11 protein-coding genes are annotated in these 22,558 nt (G+C 70.4%); 5 read left to right on the top strand and 6 right to left on the bottom strand.

Annotation, left to right across the window (positions count from 1 at the left end):
• Positions 1-201: 201 nt before the first annotated feature.
• A complete protein-coding gene (locus MRBLWH7_RS12215; protein ID WP_341994821.1) occupies positions 202-3,957 on the top strand; it encodes a LamG-like jellyroll fold domain-containing protein in 3,756 nt (1,251 codons plus the stop codon).
• Between the two features lie 100 nt (positions 3,958-4,057).
• On the opposite strand, the gene MRBLWH7_RS12210 is transcribed toward MRBLWH7_RS12215, so the two are convergent.
• Entirely contained in the window at positions 4,058-5,428 is a 1,371-nt protein-coding gene (locus MRBLWH7_RS12210) for a glycosyltransferase (RefSeq protein ID WP_341994819.1), read from the bottom strand.
• A gap of 499 nt (positions 5,429-5,927) precedes the next feature.
• Here MRBLWH7_RS12210 and MRBLWH7_RS12205 point away from each other — a divergent pair, with 499 nt between their 5' ends.
• Both MRBLWH7_RS12205 and MRBLWH7_RS12200 read left to right on the top strand, forming a co-directional pair.
• A complete protein-coding gene (locus tag MRBLWH7_RS12205) occupies positions 5,928-11,945 on the top strand; it encodes a DNRLRE domain-containing protein (protein ID WP_341994817.1) in 6,018 nt (2,005 codons plus the stop codon).
• A 78-nt stretch (positions 11,946-12,023) separates the two neighbouring features.
• On the top strand, positions 12,024-13,514 hold the full coding sequence (locus MRBLWH7_RS12200) for a glycerophosphodiester phosphodiesterase (RefSeq protein WP_341994816.1): 1,491 nt from the start codon (positions 12,024-12,026) through the stop codon (positions 13,512-13,514).
• A gap of 235 nt (positions 13,515-13,749) precedes the next feature.
• Here MRBLWH7_RS12200 and MRBLWH7_RS12195 read toward each other — a convergent pair whose 3' ends face one another.
• Positions 13,750-15,324, bottom strand: coding sequence for a sugar transferase (locus tag MRBLWH7_RS12195; RefSeq protein ID WP_341994814.1), 1,575 nt, complete (start codon positions 15,322-15,324; stop codon positions 13,750-13,752).
• Between the two features lie 248 nt (positions 15,325-15,572).
• Complete coding sequence (locus tag MRBLWH7_RS12190; RefSeq protein ID WP_341994812.1) at positions 15,573-16,736, bottom strand: polysaccharide deacetylase family protein; 1,164 nt, start codon at positions 16,734-16,736, stop codon at positions 15,573-15,575.
• Between the two features lie 100 nt (positions 16,737-16,836).
• Here MRBLWH7_RS12190 and MRBLWH7_RS12185 point away from each other — a divergent pair, with 100 nt between their 5' ends.
• Together MRBLWH7_RS12185 and MRBLWH7_RS12180 are read left to right on the top strand one after the other, a co-directional pair.
• Positions 16,837-17,259, top strand: coding sequence for a hypothetical protein (locus tag MRBLWH7_RS12185; protein WP_341994810.1), 423 nt, complete (start codon positions 16,837-16,839; stop codon positions 17,257-17,259).
• Positions 17,260-17,392: 133 nt separating this feature from the next.
• Positions 17,393-17,908, top strand: coding sequence for an ACT domain-containing protein (locus MRBLWH7_RS12180; RefSeq protein ID WP_341994808.1), 516 nt, complete (start codon positions 17,393-17,395; stop codon positions 17,906-17,908).
• Between the two features lie 9 nt (positions 17,909-17,917).
• Here the strand turns inward: MRBLWH7_RS12180 and MRBLWH7_RS12175 are convergent, their stop codons facing one another.
• Genes MRBLWH7_RS12175 through MRBLWH7_RS12165 form a run of 3 tightly spaced genes read right to left on the bottom strand, consistent with a single transcriptional unit; the run spans position 17,918 to position 22,478 of the window.
• A complete protein-coding gene (locus MRBLWH7_RS12175; protein ID WP_341994806.1) occupies positions 17,918-21,760 on the bottom strand; it encodes a hypothetical protein in 3,843 nt (1,280 codons plus the stop codon).
• Positions 21,757-22,002: a helix-turn-helix transcriptional regulator gene (locus tag MRBLWH7_RS12170; protein ID WP_341994804.1), complete on the bottom strand. Its 246-nt coding sequence runs from the start codon at positions 22,000-22,002 to the stop codon at positions 21,757-21,759. The genes MRBLWH7_RS12175 and MRBLWH7_RS12170 overlap by 4 nt, the downstream gene beginning before the upstream one ends.
• Complete coding sequence (locus MRBLWH7_RS12165) at positions 22,002-22,478, bottom strand: DUF2975 domain-containing protein (RefSeq protein WP_341994802.1); 477 nt, start codon at positions 22,476-22,478, stop codon at positions 22,002-22,004. Before MRBLWH7_RS12165 ends, MRBLWH7_RS12170 begins: the two co-directional genes overlap by 1 nt.
• Positions 22,479-22,558 lie beyond the last annotated feature (80 nt).

Raw genomic sequence — 22,558 nt, 5'->3', positions numbered from 1 at the left:
GAGTGTTCGAATCCACACTGGCGTCTGGCGCCCTGTCGTGTAAACTCCGCGTCAAGCGTACTGGCAAGTTGCACCCGACGACGATGATGCCGAAGCGCAGCGACAGCACGTGTGCCCGCGGACGGGGAGCCTGTGGGCGACCGGTGATCCACGGGGGAAGTGCGACGACCGGTCTCGAAATATCTGGGAACGGGGTTTCACGTGCGTACTCGCTTTTTCGCGAGCGTCGCCGCTGTTGCGGCGCTCGCCATCGGAATGATCGCTCTTCCACCGGCGGAAGAGGCGGAAGCCCTCTCGCCTGATCTGCCGTTCAGCGCCGACGCGCTACCCACGTGGCAGACCAACGGCGTCGTCTGGCAGGTCGCCGTCTCCCGCGGCAGGGCCGTCGTCGGCGGAACCTTCAGTCAGATCCGGCCCGGCGCAGGGCAGTCGGGATCGGCGCGAAATCTGACGAGCCTCGCCATCCTCAACGCCGCGACGGGTGAGCCGGACGCGTGCCAGCTGCCGGTCGCCTTCAGCGGCGGCACCGCGGCGGTGTACGCCGTGAAGGCGGCACCCGACGGCAACACGGTCTTCGTCGGCGGACAGTTCACGAGCGTCGGCGGCGTCGCGGTGAGCCGGCTCGCCGAGATCAATGTCGCGACCTGCACTGTCACGCCGTTCCGTGTGAGCGGCATCTCCAACTATGTGCTCGAGATCGAGCCCTCGAACGACTCCGTCTACTTCGGCGGGGTGTTCCAGACCGTCGCCGGACAGACCAGGCGAAGCTTCGCGAAGGTCAATCGCGCAGGCGCCCTGCAGACAGCGTTCGTCGCCAACGCATCCGGAGCGACAGAGGAGCTCTACAGCACCACCGTCGTGCCCGGCAAGAATGCCCGCGGCGATGCGCTCCAGCTGTCCCCGGACGGCACCCGGCTGGCGATCGGCGGTGACTGGTTCGACATCAACGGATCGGCATCCCACAGCTTCGCGGTCGTGGACTCGACGACCGGGGCGGTGCTGCGCACGTGGCCCGCGAACACCGTCGGGAACACGTCGCGCACCAAGATGATCAGCTCCGACGGCACGCGGTTCTTCGTGGCGCAAGAAGGCTTCGCTGGATTCGACGGCGCGCTCGCGTACAACTGGTCCGATTACAGCCAAGCCTGGCGCGACAACTGCGCCGGTGCCTTCCAGGCGATCCTGCCCTACCAGGGGCTGCTGTTCGAGGCGCACCACCACCACGACTGCGGCGCGATGGGGATGTTCCCGGACGGCCGGCGCACGTTCCTGTCCGTGACCCACGCCGCTGATCCCACCCAGTTGCACATCGGCTGGCTCCCAGAGCTGAACGACGGCACGGGCGAAGGCATCGGCCCGCGCACGCTCGCGATCGGACCCGGGACGAACGGCACGCCGTATCTGTGGGTCGGTGGCGAGTTCACCCGCGTCAACGGCGCCAGTCAGCAGGGCCTCACGCGCTTCAGCCCCACCGACACGGGCGCCCCGCCCGTGCCGACAGTTGCGGCACGCGCCATCACGCCGAATGCGATCCAGGTCAACATCCGGGGCGTCTACGATCCGGATGACTCCGACATCACCTACGCGGTCTACCGGGGGACCAACACCACCACCCCGGTCTGGACCGGCGTCGCGCAGTCGAAGCACTGGTACCGCCACCAGGCGACGTTCGTCGACACGAACGTCTCACCCGGTACGAGCTACTCGTATCGCGTGCGGGCGATCGACCGGGCGAACAACCAGAGCGCGCTGACCGGGACCGTGACGGCCACAGCTTCGGCGACGGGATCGGTCTATGCCTCGACCGTCATCGCGGATCAGCCGCGGCTCTACTACCGCTACGACGACACCACGAACGCGCAGTGGATCATCGACAGCGCCGGTCAGACGGTCGTGGGCCTCAACGGTCTGGCGCAGAACGGCGTCGACCGCAATGCGGCCGGTGCGATCCCGAACGACGCAAGTCGGAGCGCGACCTTCACCGACACGCAGGCGAGCGGCCTGCCGCAGTACATCTGGAACGACGTCATCGCGCCCGGGCCCACCGTGTACTCGGTCGAGACCTGGTTCCGCACGACCTCCACCACCGGCGGAGCGCTCGCGAACTACGGATCCTCGAACGGGCGTCCCCGCTCGGACAACGGAACGGACCGCACCAGCGGGACCGTCGACCGCGTCGTGTACATGGAGAACGGGACCGGTTTCCTCCGCTTCGGCGTACGCGCCGGCTTCGGCACGACGACGCTGCGCAGCCTGACGCCGTTCAACGACGGGCAGTGGCATCACGTGGTCGGCACGCAGGGTGCCGGCGGCATGCGCCTGTACGTCGACGGGGTGCTGCAGGCGCAGAACGCCACGACCGGCAGCGGCACGTACACGGGCACGTGGCACGTCGGCGGTGACAGTCTCAACGGCTACCCGTCCGCGGGCAACACGCTCGTGAACCGCTACTTCGACGGGCAGCTGGACGAGACCGCGGTGTACTACCAGGCACTCTCGCTGCAGCAGGTCCAGAACCACTTCAACGTCGGAACGGGATTCGTCGACACTGTCGCGCCGACCCCGCCCTTGGGCGTCGGGGCATCGTTCGACGGTGCCAACGTGGACGTGGCGTGGTCCGCGTCGACCGACAACGTCGGCGTCGCGGGGTATCGGGTCTACCGTGGGACGACGGCCGGGTTCACTCCCGCCGCCGACACGCTCCGCGGTACGGCGAGCGGGACGACGTTCGAAGACGTGGCTCCGCCTCCGGGCACGTTCTACTACAAGGTCGTGGCATTCGACGGTGCGAACAACGCGAGCGTCGCCTCGGCGGCTTCCGCTGCCGTGACGGTCGTGGACGGCGTCCCGCCGAGCACGCCGACCGGTGTGAGCGCGGTGGCGGCGGGCCAGGCGGCGGATGTCTCCTGGACGGCCTCGACCGACAACGCAGGGGTGACGGGCTACGCGCTCTACCGAGGCTCGGACGCGGGCTTCGTGCCGAGCGCGGATACCCTCATCCAGGCCAACGTCGCCGGCACCTCGTATCACGACGAGCCGCTCTCCGAGGGCACGTGGTACTACAAGGTGACCGCCCGCGACGCCGCAGGGAATGTCTCAGGCGCGTCGAGCGCGGCCTCCGTCGTCATCGTCGCTCCCGACAACACCGCTCCGAGTGTGCCCACGGGATTGACGGCGACCGTCGAAGGCGGCAACAACGTCGAACTGAACTGGAATGCCTCGACCGACAACGTCGGCGTCACCGGCTACATCGTCTACCGGGGCACAACGGCGGGCTTCACGGCGAACGATGCTTCTCGTATCGGCAATGCGATGCAGACGACCTTCACCGACAGTGCCCGACCACAGGGCACCTGGTACTACAAGGTGGCCGCGACAGACGCGTCGTCGAACGTGAGCGCGGCTTCGGCTGCGGCGAACGCGGTGGTGACCAGTCCGCCGGCTCCGCCCACGACGCAGACGATCGTGACGAGCGCGGACTCGATGGCTGCGGCGGTCAACCCCACGTTCGCCTACGGCACGACGAACCAGCTCTCTTCGCGGTTCAACACCACGATCGAGTCCTTCCTGCGGTTCGACCTCCCGGCCGCGCCGGCCGGGCAGGTCCTCACGTCGGCGACGATCTCGCTGCGGACGTCGACCGATCCGACCGCCGGATCGACCGACATCCATGAGTTCCGCCTGAGCAGCGGTACGTGGCAGGAGAGCACGATCACCTGGAACAACCGTCCGACCACGGTGAGTGCCGCTGTTCTGGGCCAGCTCACGGGGGCGACCGCCGTCAACACGCCGTACACCGCGACGCTGTCGCCGAGCGATCTCGCACCGCTGGCCGGTACGTCGGTCACGCTTCGGTTGTCGAGTGCGGCGGGCAGTGACAACGTGCGGCTGTGGTCGAGGGAGGCGACGGCAGCGGACTATCGCCCCACCCTCACCCTCGTCTACACGACTCCCTGACGCGCGAAAGCCCGATGGCGGGGCGAGCGGATCGGTCAGCCGCGAGTCCCGCCGTCGGGCGGGTGCGCCCGCCGACGGGAAGGGGAAAGCCCAGGCCCGCTCAGGGGTGGCGGTGCCGGCCGGTGAGAGGCCGATCGCCACCACCCGCGCCGGCCGATGCGCGGCGCGCGACGGTGCCCAGTCCCCTGCCCATCGAATCGGCCAGCGCGCTGAACGGCGCGCGACGGCCGGTGGCGATCGCCCTCGTCAGACTCCCCTCGAAGGCCGCGACCGCTGCCCCGACATCCAGATGAAGATCCCGGAACGTTCGCGACGACGCGCCGAACATCCGCGCTGCGGCGGGGTCCGCCGCCAACCGTTCCGCCGCATCGACCAGCGCTACCGGATCGCCGGCCGGAACGCAGGGGCCGGCGCCTGCTGCCGAGATCTCATCGTGCGTGATGCTCGACGAGTCGACGGCCGCGATCACCGGAAGCCCGGTCGCGAAGTACGTCGTCAGCTTGCTGGGGACGGCCATCTCGGTGAGCCCTGGAAGCTCGTTGACAAGAAGGATGTCGGCGGATGCGAGGGCGCGCTCGAACAGGCCGTCGGGCAGAGGATCGAGAAACTGCAGTCGCGAGCACGCGCCCATGGCCTCGAGTGCCGGACGCTGGTTCCCATCGCCCAGGAGCACGAACCTCACGCGGGATCCACGGCGCTCGGCCTCGCGCGACGCCAGGACGACGTTCTCCAGCCCCTGCTTGGCGCCGATGTTCCCGGCGTGCAGGACGACGACGTCATCGTCTCCCCAGCCGAGCTCTCGGCGCAGCGCGCGGTCGCGCCCGGCATCGTCGGTCGTCACGTGCGACCAGTTCCGCACGACGTCGACGGGAGTATCGACGGAGAGCTCCTCGCGGAGGACACGGCGGAACCGGTCGTGGATCACCACGACACGGTCGGCTGATCTCACCAGTCCGCGCTCCAGCGCCGCGATCGTCTCCGCCCGACGGGACACGGCGCCCGTCTCACGGGCGCCGAGCGTGTAGATGTCCTGGACCCAGACGATCGTCGGGATCCCTGAGAGCGCGGCCCGGGCGGCGGCCAGCCGCGAGGAGATCATCGCCGGGCTGACGAGGACGACGGCGTCCGGATGCCGCCAAGAGGAGAGGTCTGCTCTCACGCCGAAGGTCACCTCCGACAGCGCTCGATCCACCATGGTGTGGCGGTGTGGCACGTAGTGGCTCAGACGCGTGACGTCGACGCCTTCCTGCTGCTCCACACGCTTCCAGCCGCCGAAGCCGTCCTGGACCTTCCACCACGGGTAATGCGGGTGGGTCGTGATCGCACCCACGTGCCATCCGCGCCCTGCGAGGGCCTGGGCCATGCCTGCCGTGTACGGCGCGATGCCGGTCGGTTCGGGCGCGTAGTTGATGCCGATGAACAGCACGCGCGGTGCTCGGCGCTGCTTCGCACCGGTCGATCGCCCAGCCATCTGTCCTCCCAGACGCGCCCGACCACCTCGTCGCAACGCATCACCCGGAGAGCGCTCTGAAGCGCCGTCCGTCCCCACCCCTCGATCTCGGGCGACGTCCGCCGTGGATCTCGGGTACGACGACCGCCGGTTTCGGGTACGACGATCGTCGGGTACGCCGGTCGACGGTTTCGGGTTCATCGACCGGCATGCCCCCGCCTGCCGGCGGGGTGCATGTCTTCGCGCACACCATACATCGCGGCGGCGTCCCGCGGAATACGCCGTTCGGGCGAGCGGCGTTCACCCGCCTCACCAGGGATAGTCGCCGCATAGCACACGTGATCACTGACAAGCAAATCCTGAGGAGACAAAGCGCGGACCGCGATGTACAGTGTGCGTAGCATCGTCCCGAATGCCGAGCGCCACACTCAGGGGAGAGTGTCCGAGCCCGCGACTGGGAACCCGACGGTGCTACTGGGAGGCCCGCGGACCCGACCGTGGGCATTGGGGAGCGTGACCTGTGGTCTCACGTATCTGGGTGGGTGTCGTCGCATCGTTGGCACTCGTCGTCGGTCTCGTGGTCGTCACACCGTCCGATCGAGCCTCGGCACTCTCGCCAGGCGTCGGCTTCACCGCCGACGAACTACCCACGTGGCAGACCAACGGGACGGTGTACGCGCTCGCGCAATCGGCCGGCAAGGTCGTGGCCGGGGGGACGTTCAGCGAGCTGCGTCCGCCTGAAGGAGGATCCGGCTCGCCGATCACCGCGAACGGGCTTGCGATCCTCGACGCCGAGACGGGCAACCCCGACAGCTGCCAGCTGAGCCTTTCGCTGGTCGGCGGGACACCGGCGATCTACGCCGCCACGACGGCACCCGACGGCAACAGCGTCTACATCGGCGGCAACTTCTCGAACGTCGGCGGCGTCTCCACCGGCCGCATCGCCCAGATCGACGTGCGCACGTGCACCGTGACGGGGCTGCGACTCCCCAGCATCTCCTCGATCGTGCAGACGATCGCGGTGAAGGGGACGACGATGTACTTCGGCGGGATGTTCCTCACCGTGGGCGGCGAGTCGCGCCAGCGCTTCGCCGCTGTCGACGTGACGACCGGCGCGCTGCTTCCCTGGACGGCGAACGTCGACGACATCGGACGCGGCATCGGCGTCTCGCCGGACGGCACGAAGGTCGCGATCGGCGGGGACTTCTTCAGCGTCAACGGTGCGTACTCGCACTCGATCGCCATCGTCGACGCGGTCACGGGTGCGAACATCCGCACCTACCCGTCCGGGTTCATCGCGAACACATCGGTGACCAAGCACATCTTCAGCGCAGACGACGGCAAGTTCTACATCTCCAACGAGGGCACCGGCGGCGGGGTCTTCGACGGGCGGGCGGCGTTCTCGTGGGCCACGGGCGACCAGCTGTGGCGCGATACCTGTCTCGGTGCCACCCAGATGACGCTGCAGGACCAGACGACCCTCTACTCGGTGAGCCACGGCCACAACTGCGACGAGATGCACTTCCAGCAGGACGGCATGCGCCACTACTTCCTGGCGCAGAGCACCGTCGACGGATCGCATTTCGCCTGGGACCCCAAGTCCAACGACGGGATCGGTGAGGGGATCGGGCCACGCGTACTGGTCATCGCGACCGGCAAGTCCAACGGCCAGCGGTACATGTGGAGCGGCGGTGACTTCACGACGATCAACGGCGTGGCTCAAGACCACCTCACGCGCTTCGGGACCACCGACACCGGCAACCCGCCGGCTCCGGCCGTGGCTGCGGTGGCACAGAGCAGCGGCTCCATCGACGTCCGGATCCGGACCTCGCTCGACGACGACGACTCCCAGCTGACCTATCAGGTGTTCCGCAACAACTCGTCCAGCCCGATCTGGAGCGGCACGGCCTCGTCCGTCTGGTGGAACCGTCCGCAGGTGACGTTCGTGGACACCGGGGTGGTCGCGGGGGAGACGTACACCTACCGCGTCCGCGCGACGGATGGCAGCAACACCTCCGTTCTCTCGCAGGTGGCGACGGCGACGGCGGTCGCGTCGGTCGCTGATTACGCAGCATCCGTCCGCGCGAGCGCCCCGGCCATCTTCTGGCGTGGGGATGCTGCGGCCTCGTGGCTGCAGGACGCCTCCGCGTCTGCCACGAACACCAGCCGCCAAGCCGGCGTCCTCGAGAACGGCACGGCCGGCTCGGTCGACACCCCCGTCGCGAGCGACCCCAGTGGATCGCTCGCCTTCGACGGTGCCGACGACTACGTCTGGCACGAGGGTCTGGCCCCGGCGCCGACGACCTACAGCGTCGAGACGTGGATCAAGACGACGACCACCCGCGGGGGGAAGATCGTCGGATTCGGAAGCGGGCGCCCGCGCACCGACAACGGTGCGACGGTCCTCAGCGGCAGCTACGACCGGCACCTGTACATGACCAACACGGGTCGTGTGCTCTTCGGCGCCTATACGGGCTCGACCGTCACGCTGACCTCGCCCACCGCTCTGAACGACGGGTCGTGGCATCACGTGGTGGGCACGCAGGGTGCCGGCGGCATGGCGCTCTACGTCGACGGCGTCCGCGTGGCGCAGAACACGAACGCCGTGGCTCAGGCGTACTGGGGCGTGTGGCACGTCGGCGGTGACAACCTCTCCGGCTGGCCGAGCCGCCCGACGAGCAACTTCTTCGCCGGCACGATCGACGAGACGGCCGTCTACCCGACCGCGCTCACCGCCGGCGCCGTGGCCGACCACTATCAGGCGGCGGGTCGAGACCTCGGCCTGAACCAGGCGCCCGCCGACGCGTACGGGACCCGCGTCTTCGCTGCCGATCCGACGCTCTACTGGCGCCTCGGTGAGGCATCCGGCACCACCGCGGCCGACGCCGCGCGCTTCGCGACGTACCCCGGCGCGTATCGGACCGGCGTCACCAAGGGCCAGACCGGCATCATCCCCGGCAACACGGCGGTGACGACCCCCGGCACCATCCTGGGCACCGTCGCGACGCAGGCCTCGCTCACCCCCACGGCGGCGATGACGGGTGAGATCTGGTTCAACACCACGACCCCCGGCGGCAAGCTGTTCGGGTTCGAGAACGCACAGATCGGCAATGGCACGAGCTACGACAAGCACCTGTACATGACGTCGGGCGGCAATCTCGTCTTCGGCTCGCGGGTCGGTTCCAGCAACGTGGTCGTGACCAGCCCGCTGGGCTATGCCGACGGCAACTGGCACCAGGCGGTCGGGGTGCTGGATTCCTCCGGCCGCAAGCTCTACGTCGACGGCGCGCTGGTGGCTCAGAGCACCGTCACCGGGGCGGAGACCTCCAACGGCTACTGGCGGATCGGCGGAGGCAACCTCACCAGCTGGCCGTCCGCGACGTTGAACTCCTACTTCCGCGGGACGCTCGACGAGTTCTCGCTCTACAGCGGTGGCTTGAGCGCCAACGAGATCGCGCGGCACTATGCGCTCGGGGTGCAGGATGTCGCCCCGCCGAGCGCGCCGTCCGGCGTCGCTGCGACGCACGGCTCCGGTGGGGTGGACGTGTCGTGGACGGCGTCGGCCGACAACACCCGTGTGCTCGAGTACCGCGTCTACCGAGGCGCGACGGGCGACTTCGTCGCCGACGCGGACTCCTTCCTCGCGACCACCGCGACCACCTCGTACCACGAGGACTCCCCGGCACTGGGCACCTACTACTACCGGGTGATCGCGGTCGACGGCGCCGAGAACGAGAGCGCACCGTCGTCGGCCGGACAGCTCGACGTGACCGACATCGATCCACCGACGACGCCCGCCAGTGCGGCCGCGACTCAGGTGGGGGCGGACGGCGTGACCGTCACGTGGGCGCCCTCGGCCGACAACGTCGACGTCACGGAGTACGCGGTCTACCGGGGCGCGACCTCGGGCTTCGCCATCGCCGACGGGACGCTCGTCGGGACGGTCGCCGGCACATCGTTCAGCGAGAGCGGACTCTCGGCGGGCGCGAAGTACTACCGCGTCGTCGCACGGGACGCGGCCGGCAACGCCAGCCCGCCCTCCCACACCGCAGCCGTGACCATCGTCCCGCCGGATGTGACCGCCCCGAGCACGCCGGGCAATTTCACTGCGACCCTGTCCAGCGGAACCAATGTCACGCTGTCGTGGGATGCCTCGACCGACGACCGCGGCGTCAGCTCCTACGTCCTGTACCGGAGCCTCACCGCAGGCTTCACACCGGGTGCGGGCAACCGCATCGCGGAAGTCACGACGCCGGGTCACGTCGACACAGGTCGCGCCGCCGGCACCTGGTACTACAAGGTGACGGCGCAGGATGCCGCGGGCAACATCAGCGCCGCAGCATCCGCATCGGTGACCGTCCAGCCGCCGTCCCAGGCGATCGAGGTCACGCTGACGCCCACTGAGGATGCGATGGTGGCGCAGTCCGCGCCCACCACGCTGTACGGCTCGTCCAACCAGCTGTCGGCGCGGGGCACGAGCGGCACCATCGAGTCGTTCATCCGGCTGCAGCTCCCGGCGGCACCCGCGGGGACCGTGCTGACGAGCGCGGTGCTGGCGGTCCGCACGTCGAACGACAGCACCGCCGCCACGACGGACTCGCCTCAGTTCCGGCTCGTCACGGGGGCGTGGAGCGAGGACGCCGTCAACTGGAACAACCGCCCGACCACGTCCGCGAGCGGCGTGCTCGGCACGCTCAGCGGCGCGACGGCGCTCAACACGCCGTACACCGTCGCTCTGGGCGCGGACGGCCTATCCTCCTTCCTCGGGCAGACCGTGACCCTGCGCATGTCGGGCACCACCGCCGACAACGTCCGCGTGTGGTCCGCAGAGGCGTCGTCGACCGGCTACCGCCCGTCCCTGCGGCTGACGTTCACGCCCGTCTCCGGTCCTGACACGCAGGCGCCGACCGTGCCGGCCGGACTCGCGACCTCCGTCGCCAACAATGCCGACGTGACCGTAACGTGGTCGCCTTCGACGGACAATGTGGGCGTCACCGGCTACAGCGTCTATCGAGGGACGACGGCGGGCTTCACCGCCGATGCCGCCTCGAAGATCGCCGACGTGACGGCGCCGACATACTCGGACAACGGGCGCACGCAGGGGATCTGGTACTACAGGGTGACGGCCAGAGACGCGGAGAACAACGTGAGTGCCGCCTCTGCGAGCACCTACGCGACCATCCTCGCGAACGGCGGCACGCCGGTCGAGATCACCGTGCCGATCACCGACGACGCGATGGTCGCGCAGTCCTCTCCCACCACGCTGTACGGCACGTCGAACCAGCTGTCGTCCCGCGGGACGGGCGGAACGATCGAGTCGTTCCTCGCTGTTCCGCTGCCGGCAGCGCCCGCCGGCACCGCGCTGACCGGCGCGGTTCTCTCGGTGCGCACGTCGACAGACAGCACCGCCGCGTCCGCGAACGCCCACGATTTCCGGCTGATGTCCGGAGCCTGGACCGAGGCCGCGGTCAACTGGAACAACCGTCCGCAGACCACGGCCTCGGGCGTGCTCGGCAGTCTCACCGGTGCAGCGGCGCTCAACACGCCATACACCGTCGCGCTGAGCCCCGAGCCGTTCGCGTCGGCCCTGGGTCAGACGGTCACGCTGCGGATGTCGAGTGCGGGCGGCGACAACGTCCGGCTGTGGTCCGCGGAAGCGACGTCGGCGACGTACCGGCCGTCCGTCAAGCTCACGTTCACCCCCGTGGCGGGTCCCGACACGGAGGCGCCGTCGGTGCCGGCGGGTATCTCGGCATCCGTCGTCGACAATGCCGACGTCAACCTCACGTGGTCCGCCTCCACCGACAACACCGGAGTGACCGGGTACACGGTCTATCGCGGCAGCGCCGCGGACTTCACCGCCGACGCATCGTCCCGGCTCGCCGACGTGACCACGACCTCCTATGCCGACAACGGGCGGCCGGCGGGCACATGGCACTACAAGGTGACTGCTCGGGATGCTGCGGGCAACGTCAGCGCGGCATCGGCAGCGGCCACGGCAACCATCACACCACCGACCGTGCCGCCCGTCGTGCAGACGGTGGTGACGAGCGCCGACACGATGGTGGCCGCCAGTAACCCGGCCGGGCTGTACGGCACGACCAACCAGCTGTCGTCGCGGTTCAACACGGCGATCGAGTCGTTCCTGTCGTTCGCGCTCCCGGCAGCGCCGGCCGGCATGCAGCTGACAAGCGTCTCGCTCGCCGTCCGCACGTCGACAGACACCACCGCGGCATCCGCCGACACGCATGTCTTCCACCTGATGTCGGGCACGTGGGATGAGACGACGATGACGTGGAACAACCGGATCACGCAGACCGCGTCCGGTGCCATCGGCCAGCTGTCCGGTGCCGCCGCTGTCAACACGGCCTACACGGCGACCCTCAGCGCGGCGGATCTCGCCGGGCTGGCGGGTCAGACGGTGACGGTGCGCATGTCGAGTACGGCCGGGACGGACAATGTCCGTATCTGGTCGCGAGAGGCGACCAGCGCGGCGTATCGCCCGACATTGACGCTCACCTACACGGCAGCGCCGTAAGTCCGCAGATCGCCGGGTCCAGGCCGCTTCTTCGGTGAACGGCCGGGCAGGCGTCCCACGAGAAACGGGGGAGACGCGATGACACCTTCTCCGATCTCGCGTCGCGGGTTCCTGATCGTGGGGCTGTCGACCGCGCTCCTGGCGGGCTGCACGGCAGTGCCAGGGCCGAAGCCCACGCCGAACGCGATTCCCCCGAGCCCCTCGCCCTCTCCGTCGCCCACGCCCACCCCCTCACGCCCACCGGCTCCCTCGTCGGTAGCCGAGCTCCTCGCTCGACCGAGGTTCTACGTCGGACACCGCGGGAGCGGCGACAACTGGCCGGAGCACACCCTCACGGCGTATCGGAACGCATCGCTGGCCGGGGCCGATGCGATCGAGATCTCGGTCTGCTCGACCTCGGACGGAGTCCTCGTCTGCCATCACGACCTGTCCGCCGAGAGGGTGCTCGGCGTCGACAAGAAGATCGGCGACATGACCTGGAGCGAGGTGAGCGCCCTCGAGGTGGACGCGCGCAGCTGGCTCGGCGTCAACACCCCGCTGGAGCCGGTCTCGAGGCTCGAGGACGTGCTGCGGGAACTCGGCCCTGAGGTGCTCGTCTTCATCGAGGACAAGCAGGGGACGAACACGATGCCGATCCTGGACATCCTGGATGCTCAGGCCCGTCCGACGGATCGCTTCGTGTGGAAGCAATGGGCGCCGGCCGCACAGGTGCGGGCCGCGAAGGAGAGGGGCTACCGTGCGTGGGGCTACTTCGACGACGAACAGCTCGACCGCCTGGACGAGTTCGCGGCGACATTCGACATCCTCGGTGTGCCCACTTCGGCATCCGACGAGATGATCCGGAAGGTCGTGGGCACAGGGCTCCCCGTGATGTGCTGGGAGGTGCGGTTCCACGATCAGGTCCAGCGGCTCGCCGGCCTGGGCGTCCGGGGCATGATGTGCTCCAATATCGCCTACCTCGTCGACGGCCGGCCCGCGGACCGGGACGCCTTCGCCACCGGGCGGCGAGCGGCCGGCGACCTGCCCTCGGCGATCGACACCCTCGGCTGGTCGTCTCAGCCCGTGCTCGTCCCGTCGAGGCAGTCCCTGCGCATCCAGGGTGCGAGCGCGACGAGCTACCTCATGGGTTCGCTGGCCGCCCCAGACAAGAGGATCCGCCGCCTGGACGCGACCATCGTCTGGCCGGATGCCGTACCCCCGAAGGGCTCCGCCGGCGTGGTGTTCGCATTGAGCGGCGACGCGCCGGGAGGGCAGGGCGAGCGAGGAGATGCCACCGGCTGTCAGCTGACGTTCGACGTCGACGGGACGATCGAGATCGCTCCGTACGAGCGGGGTGTGACCGGGTCCCCGGTGTCCACCGGCAAGGTGGAGGTGCCGACCGCAGGCTCAGCGGTGCGTGTCCGGATCGACCTGGACGACGACCACGTGCGCGTGACGGTGGCCGACCGCACGGCGCTCGAGGCGGTCCTCGCAGGCGCGGCTCTCCGCGGCACCTGGGTGCGCCTGTTCAAGGACTACAAGACGGACCAGGCGGTCGAATTCTCGGGACTCCGCGTCGTCTCGGGGTGACCCGGACCCCAGCCGACGGGCCACCCGGAATCGAGCGGGAGAAGTATTCCTCTACGGGAATGTTCTCTGCTCCACGCCACCCCAGGGACCCGCGGCCACGCCCGCTTGGGGGAACGGGCTGTCGTCACACGCGATCGCCGGTTTGCACACGGCGGGTATGGCGGCGTGTGACCGCGGATCCGGTCGTTGGCGGCCGGCGACGCCGTTGTCGCCGGCCAAGTCGTCCGCCGGGGCATCAGTAGGCGCCCTTCGGCGCGATCATCACGTGCGCGGTACGCCACATGATCATGAGGTCGGTCGCGATGGACCAGTTCTCGACGTAGCGCAGGTCGAGCCGCACGCTGTCGTCCCACGACAGATCGCTGCGCCCGCTGATCTGCCAGAGTCCGGTGATACCTGGCTTGATGTACAGGCGGCGGTAGACGGTGCCGTCGTACGACGTCACCTCGGACGGCAGCGGCGGCCGCGGGCCGACGATGCTCATGTCGCCGCGCAGCACATTCACGAACTGCGGCATCTCGTCGATCGAGAACCTTCGCAGCACCGCCCCCACCCGCGTCACGCGGGGGTCGCTCTTCATCTTGAACAGCGGCCCCGCGCCCTCGTCGTGGGGGACCAGCTCTGCTCGCCGTATCTCCGCGTCGGCGACCATCGTCCGGAACTTCAGCATCCAGAACTGCCGGCCGTCACGGCCCACACGCAGCTGGTGGAACAGCACGGGCCCGCGCGAATCGAGTTTGATGGCGATCGCCACGAAGGGTGCGATGAGCGCGATCGGCACGAGGGCGAGCAGCGACAGCGCGACGTCCATCCCCCGCTTGATGGCGTGGACGCCCCCCTCGAACTCCGGGATCTTGACCTGCACGAGGGGAAGTCCGTCGAGGGGCCGCAGAGACAGGCGAGGCCCTGCCACGTCGGTGAGCCTGTTGCACAGCACGAGTTCCGCAGCGCTGCCCTCCAGCTCCCATCCCAGTCGCCGTACGAAGTCGCGGTCGTTCTCGGGCGTGCTGGCGACGACGATGGCGTCGGCGCCGGCCTCGCGTCCATACCTCGCGGTGAGGCGGATCGACCCGATCACCGGGTAGTGGTGATCCTCGATGTCGATGGGGTCGAACACCCCGTCCGTCGTCGTCGCGCCGATCACCATGTACGCGTGATGCGGGTCGTGCGTCAGCTTGTCGATGACGTACTCGACGTCGTCGCGAGTGCCGGCGACGATGACCCGGGAGACGCACTCGCCCCGCTCGCGCTCGTGGATCAGCCACTTGCGCCACAGGCGGCGCGTGAGCACGAGCGCGACGAGCCCGCACGGAAGAGCGATGATCAGTTGCGCGCGCAACCCGGGCAGCTGAGCCAGGATGAAGACGGTCGACAGGATGCCGAAGGCGAAGCCCGTCGCGTGCCCGAGGCGCATGTACTCGGCGGCTCCCGCGCCGAGCACCGACGGCTCGCGCGTGCGGGCGAGCCACAGCAGCGCCATCCATGCGCAGACGACGAAGACCCCGATGCGTGCCGGCTGTGCGAGGGCGGCGAGGGATGCGGGAACCCCCGTCTCGAAGACCATCGCCGCGATGGCCGCCGCGGTGACGCAGGCCGCGTCGGTCGCGACCAACCGTCGCCGGTAGCGCCGCTCCCAGAGATGGCGGCGCTCCAGCGACGGCTGAACGCGAGGGGCGATCGCGTCGGGCAGCACGTCGAAGATCGGGCGCGTCAGGGGTGGACGTCGGAGGAGCGTTCGGGTCACTCCTCCGGCGCCCGTGGGCGCCGCGTTGATCGCGGTCGGCTTCAGACCGCGGTCCACCGCGCGCACGACGACGCGTCCTTAGCAGACATGTGCTTCCCCAGTCGGACGGCGCGACGGCAACGTCGAACTGACCAACCCCAGTGCGCAGACCCGGCCGGGTTGTCGGGTCGAAAGGGAACGTTGGTTTCGGGTACCGCGCCCCCCTGCGCCCTGTAAATGTACTGCGGTGGGGGCCTGATCGGAAGAGGCTTCTTGCGAAAAGCTTGACAGAGGTTAATTCGACCCTGTAATGCGCGGTGTTCCGCCCGCCGCCGTCACCCGATGAGGTTGATCAGCGCGTCCAGCCCCATGCCGTAGTTGATACGCACGGTGGGCAGGGCGAGCTTGTCCGTGCCGATCGTGACGTAGCCGGGTTCGATGGTGCGAGCCATCTCCCAGCCGGCCTGGCGCAGGCCCTCTTTCGCGGTGTCGTTGTAGTGCCCGAACGGATAGGCCACGATCTCCTTGACCCCGAGGACGCCGTACGAGGTCTCCATGTCGGCGACGATCTCGGGCACCGGGAGGTTCGTGATGAGCCCGTCGCCGTTCGCGCCCGCGCGGTGCATGTCGTGTGTGTGCGAACGGCGCAGCACGTAGAGGTTCGGCGGCGGATCCTGCCTGTAGGCGGTGATCATGAACGACGTGGTGAGCACCTTGTACTTGTCCACGACAGGTGCGGCGAGGTCGAACCACGTCTGGTCGGCATCGTCGTCTGTGACGATCACCGAGTGGGTCGGCAGGAACAGGCGTCCGTCGATGAACGCCGAGAGCTCGTCCCACGTCGGCAGGTAGAAGCCCGTCGTCGCGATGTGGTTCATATGGGCGTCGAAGTCGCCGATGTACGCGTAGTTCCCGCGCAGCCAGCCGCTCTCGCCCTGGGGGTTGGCGGTGAACTGGTGGTACATCAGGATCGGGATGCGGGCGTCCTCGGCCGCGTTCTGCTCGGGGCTCATCCACGCGCCGTGAAGCGTGACGCGCTGATCGGTGCACACGACGGGCTCGGAGCCGTTGACGCGTGCGGGGACCGCGAAGGCGGCGGCATCCGCCGGCGTCGCGTACCAGCCCGCGAACACGAGCCCGTCGCGCGAGGGGATGGGAAGTCCTGCGTACAGCGCGCCCTGCGTCTGCAGCATGGGCGCGTCGGCGATGCCGTCGCCCGCGAAGCTCACCGCGCACGCCGCGGGGTCGGTGGAGGAGGCGAGCAGCTGCTCTTCGGCCGTGAGCGGCGTCGGGGTGGGCGTGGGTGCAGGCGACTCGGTCGCGGAGGGTGCAGCGCCCGTCCCCCGGTCCTCGGCGCCCGCGCGTGCGAAGCCGATCGCGGCGACCGTGCCGCCGATCACGGCGAGCAGCACGACGGCGCCCGCGATGCCCGCGAACAGGCGCCGGCGTCGCACCCGCGCCGACGGTCGCCGGGCGGGAGGTGTGCCGAAGGTGGCCATACGACTCCCCTGATCCGGACCGCGCATCCCCACGTGCGATCTCTGAGGGGATGCTACCCGGATGCCGCGGCCCGCCGCCCGACCGCGGCGCGGGTTGTGGATGATCCGCCTCGCCTCGCCTCGCCTCGCGCCGGAGGTGTCGCTACGCTCGGGTCTCATGCTGCCTGCGGACTGGATCGAGCATCGTCGCGCCGACGGCGAGATCCTGGGATGGATGCTCGCCTCCGGCGACGGGTTCCGCGTCTTCGATCTGCTCGGTCGCGAACGCACGCCGGACGGCGCCGGCGCGGTCGAGTGGCTCGCCGCCGAGGAGCTGCTCGACGAGCTCGGGATCGGTTACCTCGCCGACCAGTGGATCCTGCGTCTTCCCGACGGCACGGCGCGCCCGGTGCGGATCGCCGAGGCGAGCGCCCGGGGAGTCACCGTGGTCGCGGACGAATACGGCGCCGCCTCTGCCGTCGGGGCGGACCCCGAGCGGTTCCGACTGCCGTTCCCGGTGACCGCCGAGCTCGCCCCTCGCTGAACCCCGCCGTGCCCCCACGGCGACCGGTGCGCGGCGTTCCAAGGACCATCGCACCGAGATCGCGCGGATGGCGTCCATACTCGCCGAGCGGTCCCCCTCAACCCGCCGGCGCCCGATGGGTACGCTGTGAGCCATGACGATCCTCGTGCTCACGCTTGTCGGAGGCGATCGAGCCGGTCTCGTCGCTGCCGTCGCCGATGTGGTCGACCGCCACGGCGGGAACTGGGAGAACAGCCAGCTCGCCGAGCTGTCGGGCGTGTTCGCCGGGGTCGTCGAGGTCTCCGTCGTCCCGGGGCGGGCGGACGAGCTCCGGGAGTCACTGTCGGTGCTCGACGGTCTGCTCTCCGTCACGGTGAGCACAGGCTCCGAGCCCTCCGCTGAGGCTGCCGCCATGCGTCCGCTCACCCTCCAGGTGATCGGCAACGACCATCCGGGCATCGTCAGGGAGATGACGACGGTCCTGCGCTCCCACGACATCAACATCGACCGCATGACCACCGAGACGCGTGAGGCGGCCATGTACGGCGGCCGGCTGTTCGAGGCCACGGTGAAGGCCCGGGTGCCGGCATCCGTGGATCTCGACTCTCTCACCCGCGAGCTCGAGCGCCTCGCGAGCGAGATCCAGGTCGACGTCACGCTCGAGCCCTGACCCGCGCCGTCAGGCGAGGTCGCGGAGCCGGGCCGCGAGCCCGGTGCCGTCGCCGGCCCGCCGCTCGTAGCCGACGGCGATGATGAGCAGCACCGCGCCGACCACCGACAGGGTGATCCACCACGGCATCGCCTCGATGCCGCGCCCGATCTGCACCATGAACGCGAGCACGTTCTCGACCGGCAGCACGACGATCCCGATGAGGAAGGGCGCGGCGAGGCGCCGCGTGGCCCCCACGAGGATCGCGACGAGGGCGATCGCCATCACCAGGATCGCGCGCCATGTGCGGGGGTCGGTGTAGGTCGCGGCGACCGAGGCGCTCAGCATCACGACGAGTCCGGGCGTCAGCAGCGGCCAGGACCCGGCCCAGTCCGAGGGCCACGCTTCGATCGACCGTGTCGGCGGGAACGTCGCGGGTCGGCGCACCGCAAGGGCGCCGGCCGCGAGGAGGAACAGCCCGAGCGGCAGCGAGAACCACTCGACGCGGAGGTCGCGGGGGCTCCACGCGACCACCGCGGTCGCGAACGAGACGGCGAACAGGAACCACACCGGCGGCAGCGCGGTCGGTCCGCGAAGCCCCCGCGCGGTGACGGCCACCATGAGCGTCAGCAGAGTCAGCAGCAGCACCCACATCGTCCAGATGACCGCCCAGTCCCGCTCGATCGCCGGCCACGCCGCCACCCCCAGGATCAGCACGGCGGGGGCGCCGAGCCAGCGGGTCCGGGCGAGCAGCGTCCCGGTGTCTGCCGACCGGCGCAGGGAGCGCGCGGCGCTCGCCGCAGCCCCGCCGCCGGCGAGTCCGAACGCGAGCGCCGCGAAGATCAGCGGATCGGTGGGTGCGGCGTCCAGCCCCACTCCCCATCGCACGCCCTGTGCGGCTGCGGCCGCGGCCGCCACGATCGCGACGGCGAGGGTCGGCGCGCGCAGCGCCCGGAGGCGACGCACGCGCGGTGCGGAGGCCCGGGTGACGATGACGGACGCTGCCACCAGGGCCCACGCCGCGCCCACGAGCGCGTAGGCCCGGGCGGGGAAGCCCGCATCGATCGCAAGCGCGGGGATCGCAGCATCCGTTCCATCCAGGGTGAGCGCGATCAGCACCGGCACCACCGCGACGGCGAGACCGACGGAGTAGAGGCCGATCCCCGGTCGCCCGCGGGCGGTCAGCCAGGTCGCCACGACCGCGACGCCGAGGGCGGGCGGCAGCAGGTAGGGCTCGAGACCCGTGACGCCGGCGATGCCCCACGCGCTCCACAGCGCGCCCGTGAAGGCGGCGCCCGCCAGCGACCATGCGTAGCGCCGCGCAGAGAAGAGGGCGGTCGCGACGAACCCGATCCCCAGGATGACGAGCACGAGCAGCGTCGTCGGCAGCCCCGCCGACGTGCGCATGAGCGACAGGCAGACGGCGATCACCGCCGTGAGGAGAGCGGATGCCTCGACCGCGAGTCCGGCGGACCGCACATGCGTGCGCGGCACGCGGCGTGAGAGCGCGTCGGCCAGGAGGTCGGCCGAGGCCAGCACCCCGGCGACGACGCCCGCGATCACGGGAAGCACGACCGGCGACCCGCTCATCGGCAGCAGCTGCGCCCCGAGGCACACCGCGACCACGGCGACGGCCGGCACGAGGGTGGCGGCGGCGAGCGTCCGCACGAGGATGCCGAGTCCGGGTCGCGTCGTCGTCACGAGGGTCAGGGCGAGGCAGAAGATCACGGCCGTCGACAGGGCGGTCCAGCCGCTGCGCTCGAACACGACCTGCAGCACGCCGATCGCGAAGGGCATGGCCGTCACGGCCAGCACGGCGTACCACTCGCGCGACGGAACCCTCCGGGCGAACGTGGCCGCGATCGCGACGGTGCCGGCGGCGCACGTCGTGACGCACACGACCACGAGCGGATCGGCACCGGCGCGCGCGAGCGCAGTCGCCAGCACCACCAGCGCGTAGGCGAATCCGACGCCGACGTGCACGAAGCGCGCTGCGCGAGGCACGGTGAGCGCGAGCACGGCCAGAGCAGCGACAGCGGCGGCACCCGCCCAGACCGTGAGATCGTCGTCGCGCCACGACAGCACCGCGGCGACCACGACCGACGCATGCGCGCCGACCACGAGCGGCACGCGGACCGCGGCCGAGGCATCCCGCAGCCGCGTCGTCACGACGGCGCCGGCCACCACCGCGGCGACGAGCCCGAGCCCGATGCGCGCCCACACCTCGAGGCCGGGCAGCGCGAGCACCGTGAGGAAGGCGAGCACCGCGTACCACGCGCCCAGGAACCCGAGCCAGCGGGTGCCGATGGCCGCCGGCGTCCGCGACCCGGCCGGGTCGGCGTCGGCATCGCTGGCGACGGTTCGGGGCGCGTCGGCGACGTTCGGGGCGTGCGGCGCGCGCCCCGAACGATCGTCGCGCCCCCCGAACGCGAGAGGCGAGGGGACGGATGCTGCGGCCCCGGCCACGTCGGTGACGGCGAGCCCGCGCGGGGTCGTGAGGGCGGCGAACGACGCGAGCGACAGCGCCAGCGCCGCGAGTCCCACGGTGAGCCCGAGCGCCGTCGTCGGCGGGAGGACTGTGCCGCCCGCCGTGCCGGCGATGACACCGGCGAGCGTCAGGAACGCGGTCAGCGTCGGGATCACGGCGACGGCCGCGACGACCGCGACCGCTCCGGTGAAGAGGGCGCCGCGCGCGACCGCGCGGTGCAGCGGGGTGAGCGTGCCGACGCCGACGAGCCCGAGGCCTGCCGCGACCGGGAACGCGGCGAACCAGTCGCCGACACCCGCCGCGGCGAGCGGCAGCACCGCCACGGCGGCGACGATCGCCGCGCCGGAGACGCCGCTCCACAGCGCTCCGGCGAGGTGCCGGGCGGACGCCGCGGCGAGGGCGGCGACCGTCAGCAGGGTCGCGCTCGCGAGGTGCGCGGGGGAGACGCCGGTGGCGGCATCCGTTCCCCACACCGTGACCAGCGCCGCCGCCGCGAAGCCGAACTGCAGGACGGTGAGGGTGACAGCCTCCGCGGTGAGCGGCCGGTCGGACCCGGCCCGCGCGGCGCACGCGACGAGGGCGCTGGAAGCGGCGGCGGAGGCCAGGCATCCAGCCGTGGTCGCGAGCATCGACGACGAGGCGAGGGCGAGCATCAGCGGGACGAAGGCGAGGGCGACCAGGCCGCTCCAGAGCCACGCGCGGATGCCGGCGCGCGGGCCGAGCACCGCGAGCGCGCCACCGGCGACCAGCGCGCTGAGTGCGGTGAAGACCCAGCCGTCCACGCCCGTCGGCAGCAGCGCCAGGAACGTCGTGACCGTGAGGGCGAGGAAGCCCACGCCGAGGGCGCCGATCGCCTCTGCCGAGAAACGCAGTCCGCGCCGCGCGAGGAACGCGCACCCGCCGAGGAACGCCGCAGCGATGCCGCCCACGATCGCCGCGCGCGGCAGCGGGTCGGCGAGGTCGGGGTTGAAGAACGTGAACACCACGGCCGCGACCGCGACCAGGCCCGCGCCGGCGATCGCGAGGACGGACTGCACGGTCGCGGACGGCCCCGCGGCGGGGGCTGGCGCCGCGGCCGGCGCAGGAGGGTAGGCGGCGACCGGTTGAGCAGCGCCCGCGGCGGCGGCTCGCGGTGCTTCGACCGGGACGATCGGCACGCGCTCGAGCACGAGCTGCCGGGCCTCGAGCGCATCCACCGCATCCTGCGACGCGGCCCACAGGTCGCGGCCGATCGCCCCGCGGAAGTCGGCGCCGCACGCCGGGCAGCGCCGCTCGGCGACGATGCCCGAGCCGCACACCGGGCACCGCACGACGTCGAGCAGCTCGGCGATGGCCGTGGCGCTCCAGGCGGGCGCCGGCCGCGCACCCGCCGGCGCTGAACTCATCCCTCGCCCTCCGCAGCCGCGATCGCGGCCGGGTGGTCGTCGGGCACCCATTCCAGGATGTCGCCCGGCTGGCATTCCAGCACACGGCAGATGGCGTCCAGGGTTGTGAACCGCACCGCCTTCGCGCGGCCGTTCTTCAGCACCGAGACGTTCGCGGGGGTGATGTCGATCGCGGCGGCGAAGTCGGTGACCGACATCTTCTTCTTCGCCAGCTGCACGTCGAGGTTGATGATGATCGGCATCACACCACCTCCGACAGGTCGTGCTCGAGCTGCGACGCTTTGCGCAGCAGGCCCCGCAGCACCACGATCAGCAGCGACAGTCCGGCGCCGACCACGACCCCGAGCAGCAGGAGCAGTGTGATCGACGGCGTCAGGAACCCGGTCAGGCTGAGCGCGACGAGGGCGACGAGCACCAGGAACGTCGCGAACGCGACGGCGCCGAGGCTGACGTCGACGTCGGGGAACGCGCTGTCGCTGAAGATGCTGTCCTCGCGCACGAGCGACAGCAGCCGCCACACGCAGACCAGCACGACCTGAACGCACAGGAGGAACAGGATGCCGACGATCGTCCCGGGGATCTCGAAGTACGCGATCTCGGAGTAGCGGACCGCCGACTGCGCGGCGACGGCGGGAACCACGAACGCCTGGCAGCACAGCAGCAGGGCGAGAAGTGCCCCGATGAGGACCTTGAGGACGACGATCGTGGTGCGTTGCATGCCAGTCTGCCTATCGATAAACGGTATGTAGCTATCGAGAAACAATAGCCCCAGCATCCGTCTTTCCCGCAAGTGGCGGT

The organism is Microbacterium sp. LWH7-1.2 (genome assembly GCF_038397755.1).
GTDB lineage: Bacteria > Actinomycetota > Actinomycetes > Actinomycetales > Microbacteriaceae > Microbacterium.
The sequence above is the reverse complement of the archived record's forward strand: the minus strand, read 5'-3'. Positions and strand labels throughout refer to the sequence as shown.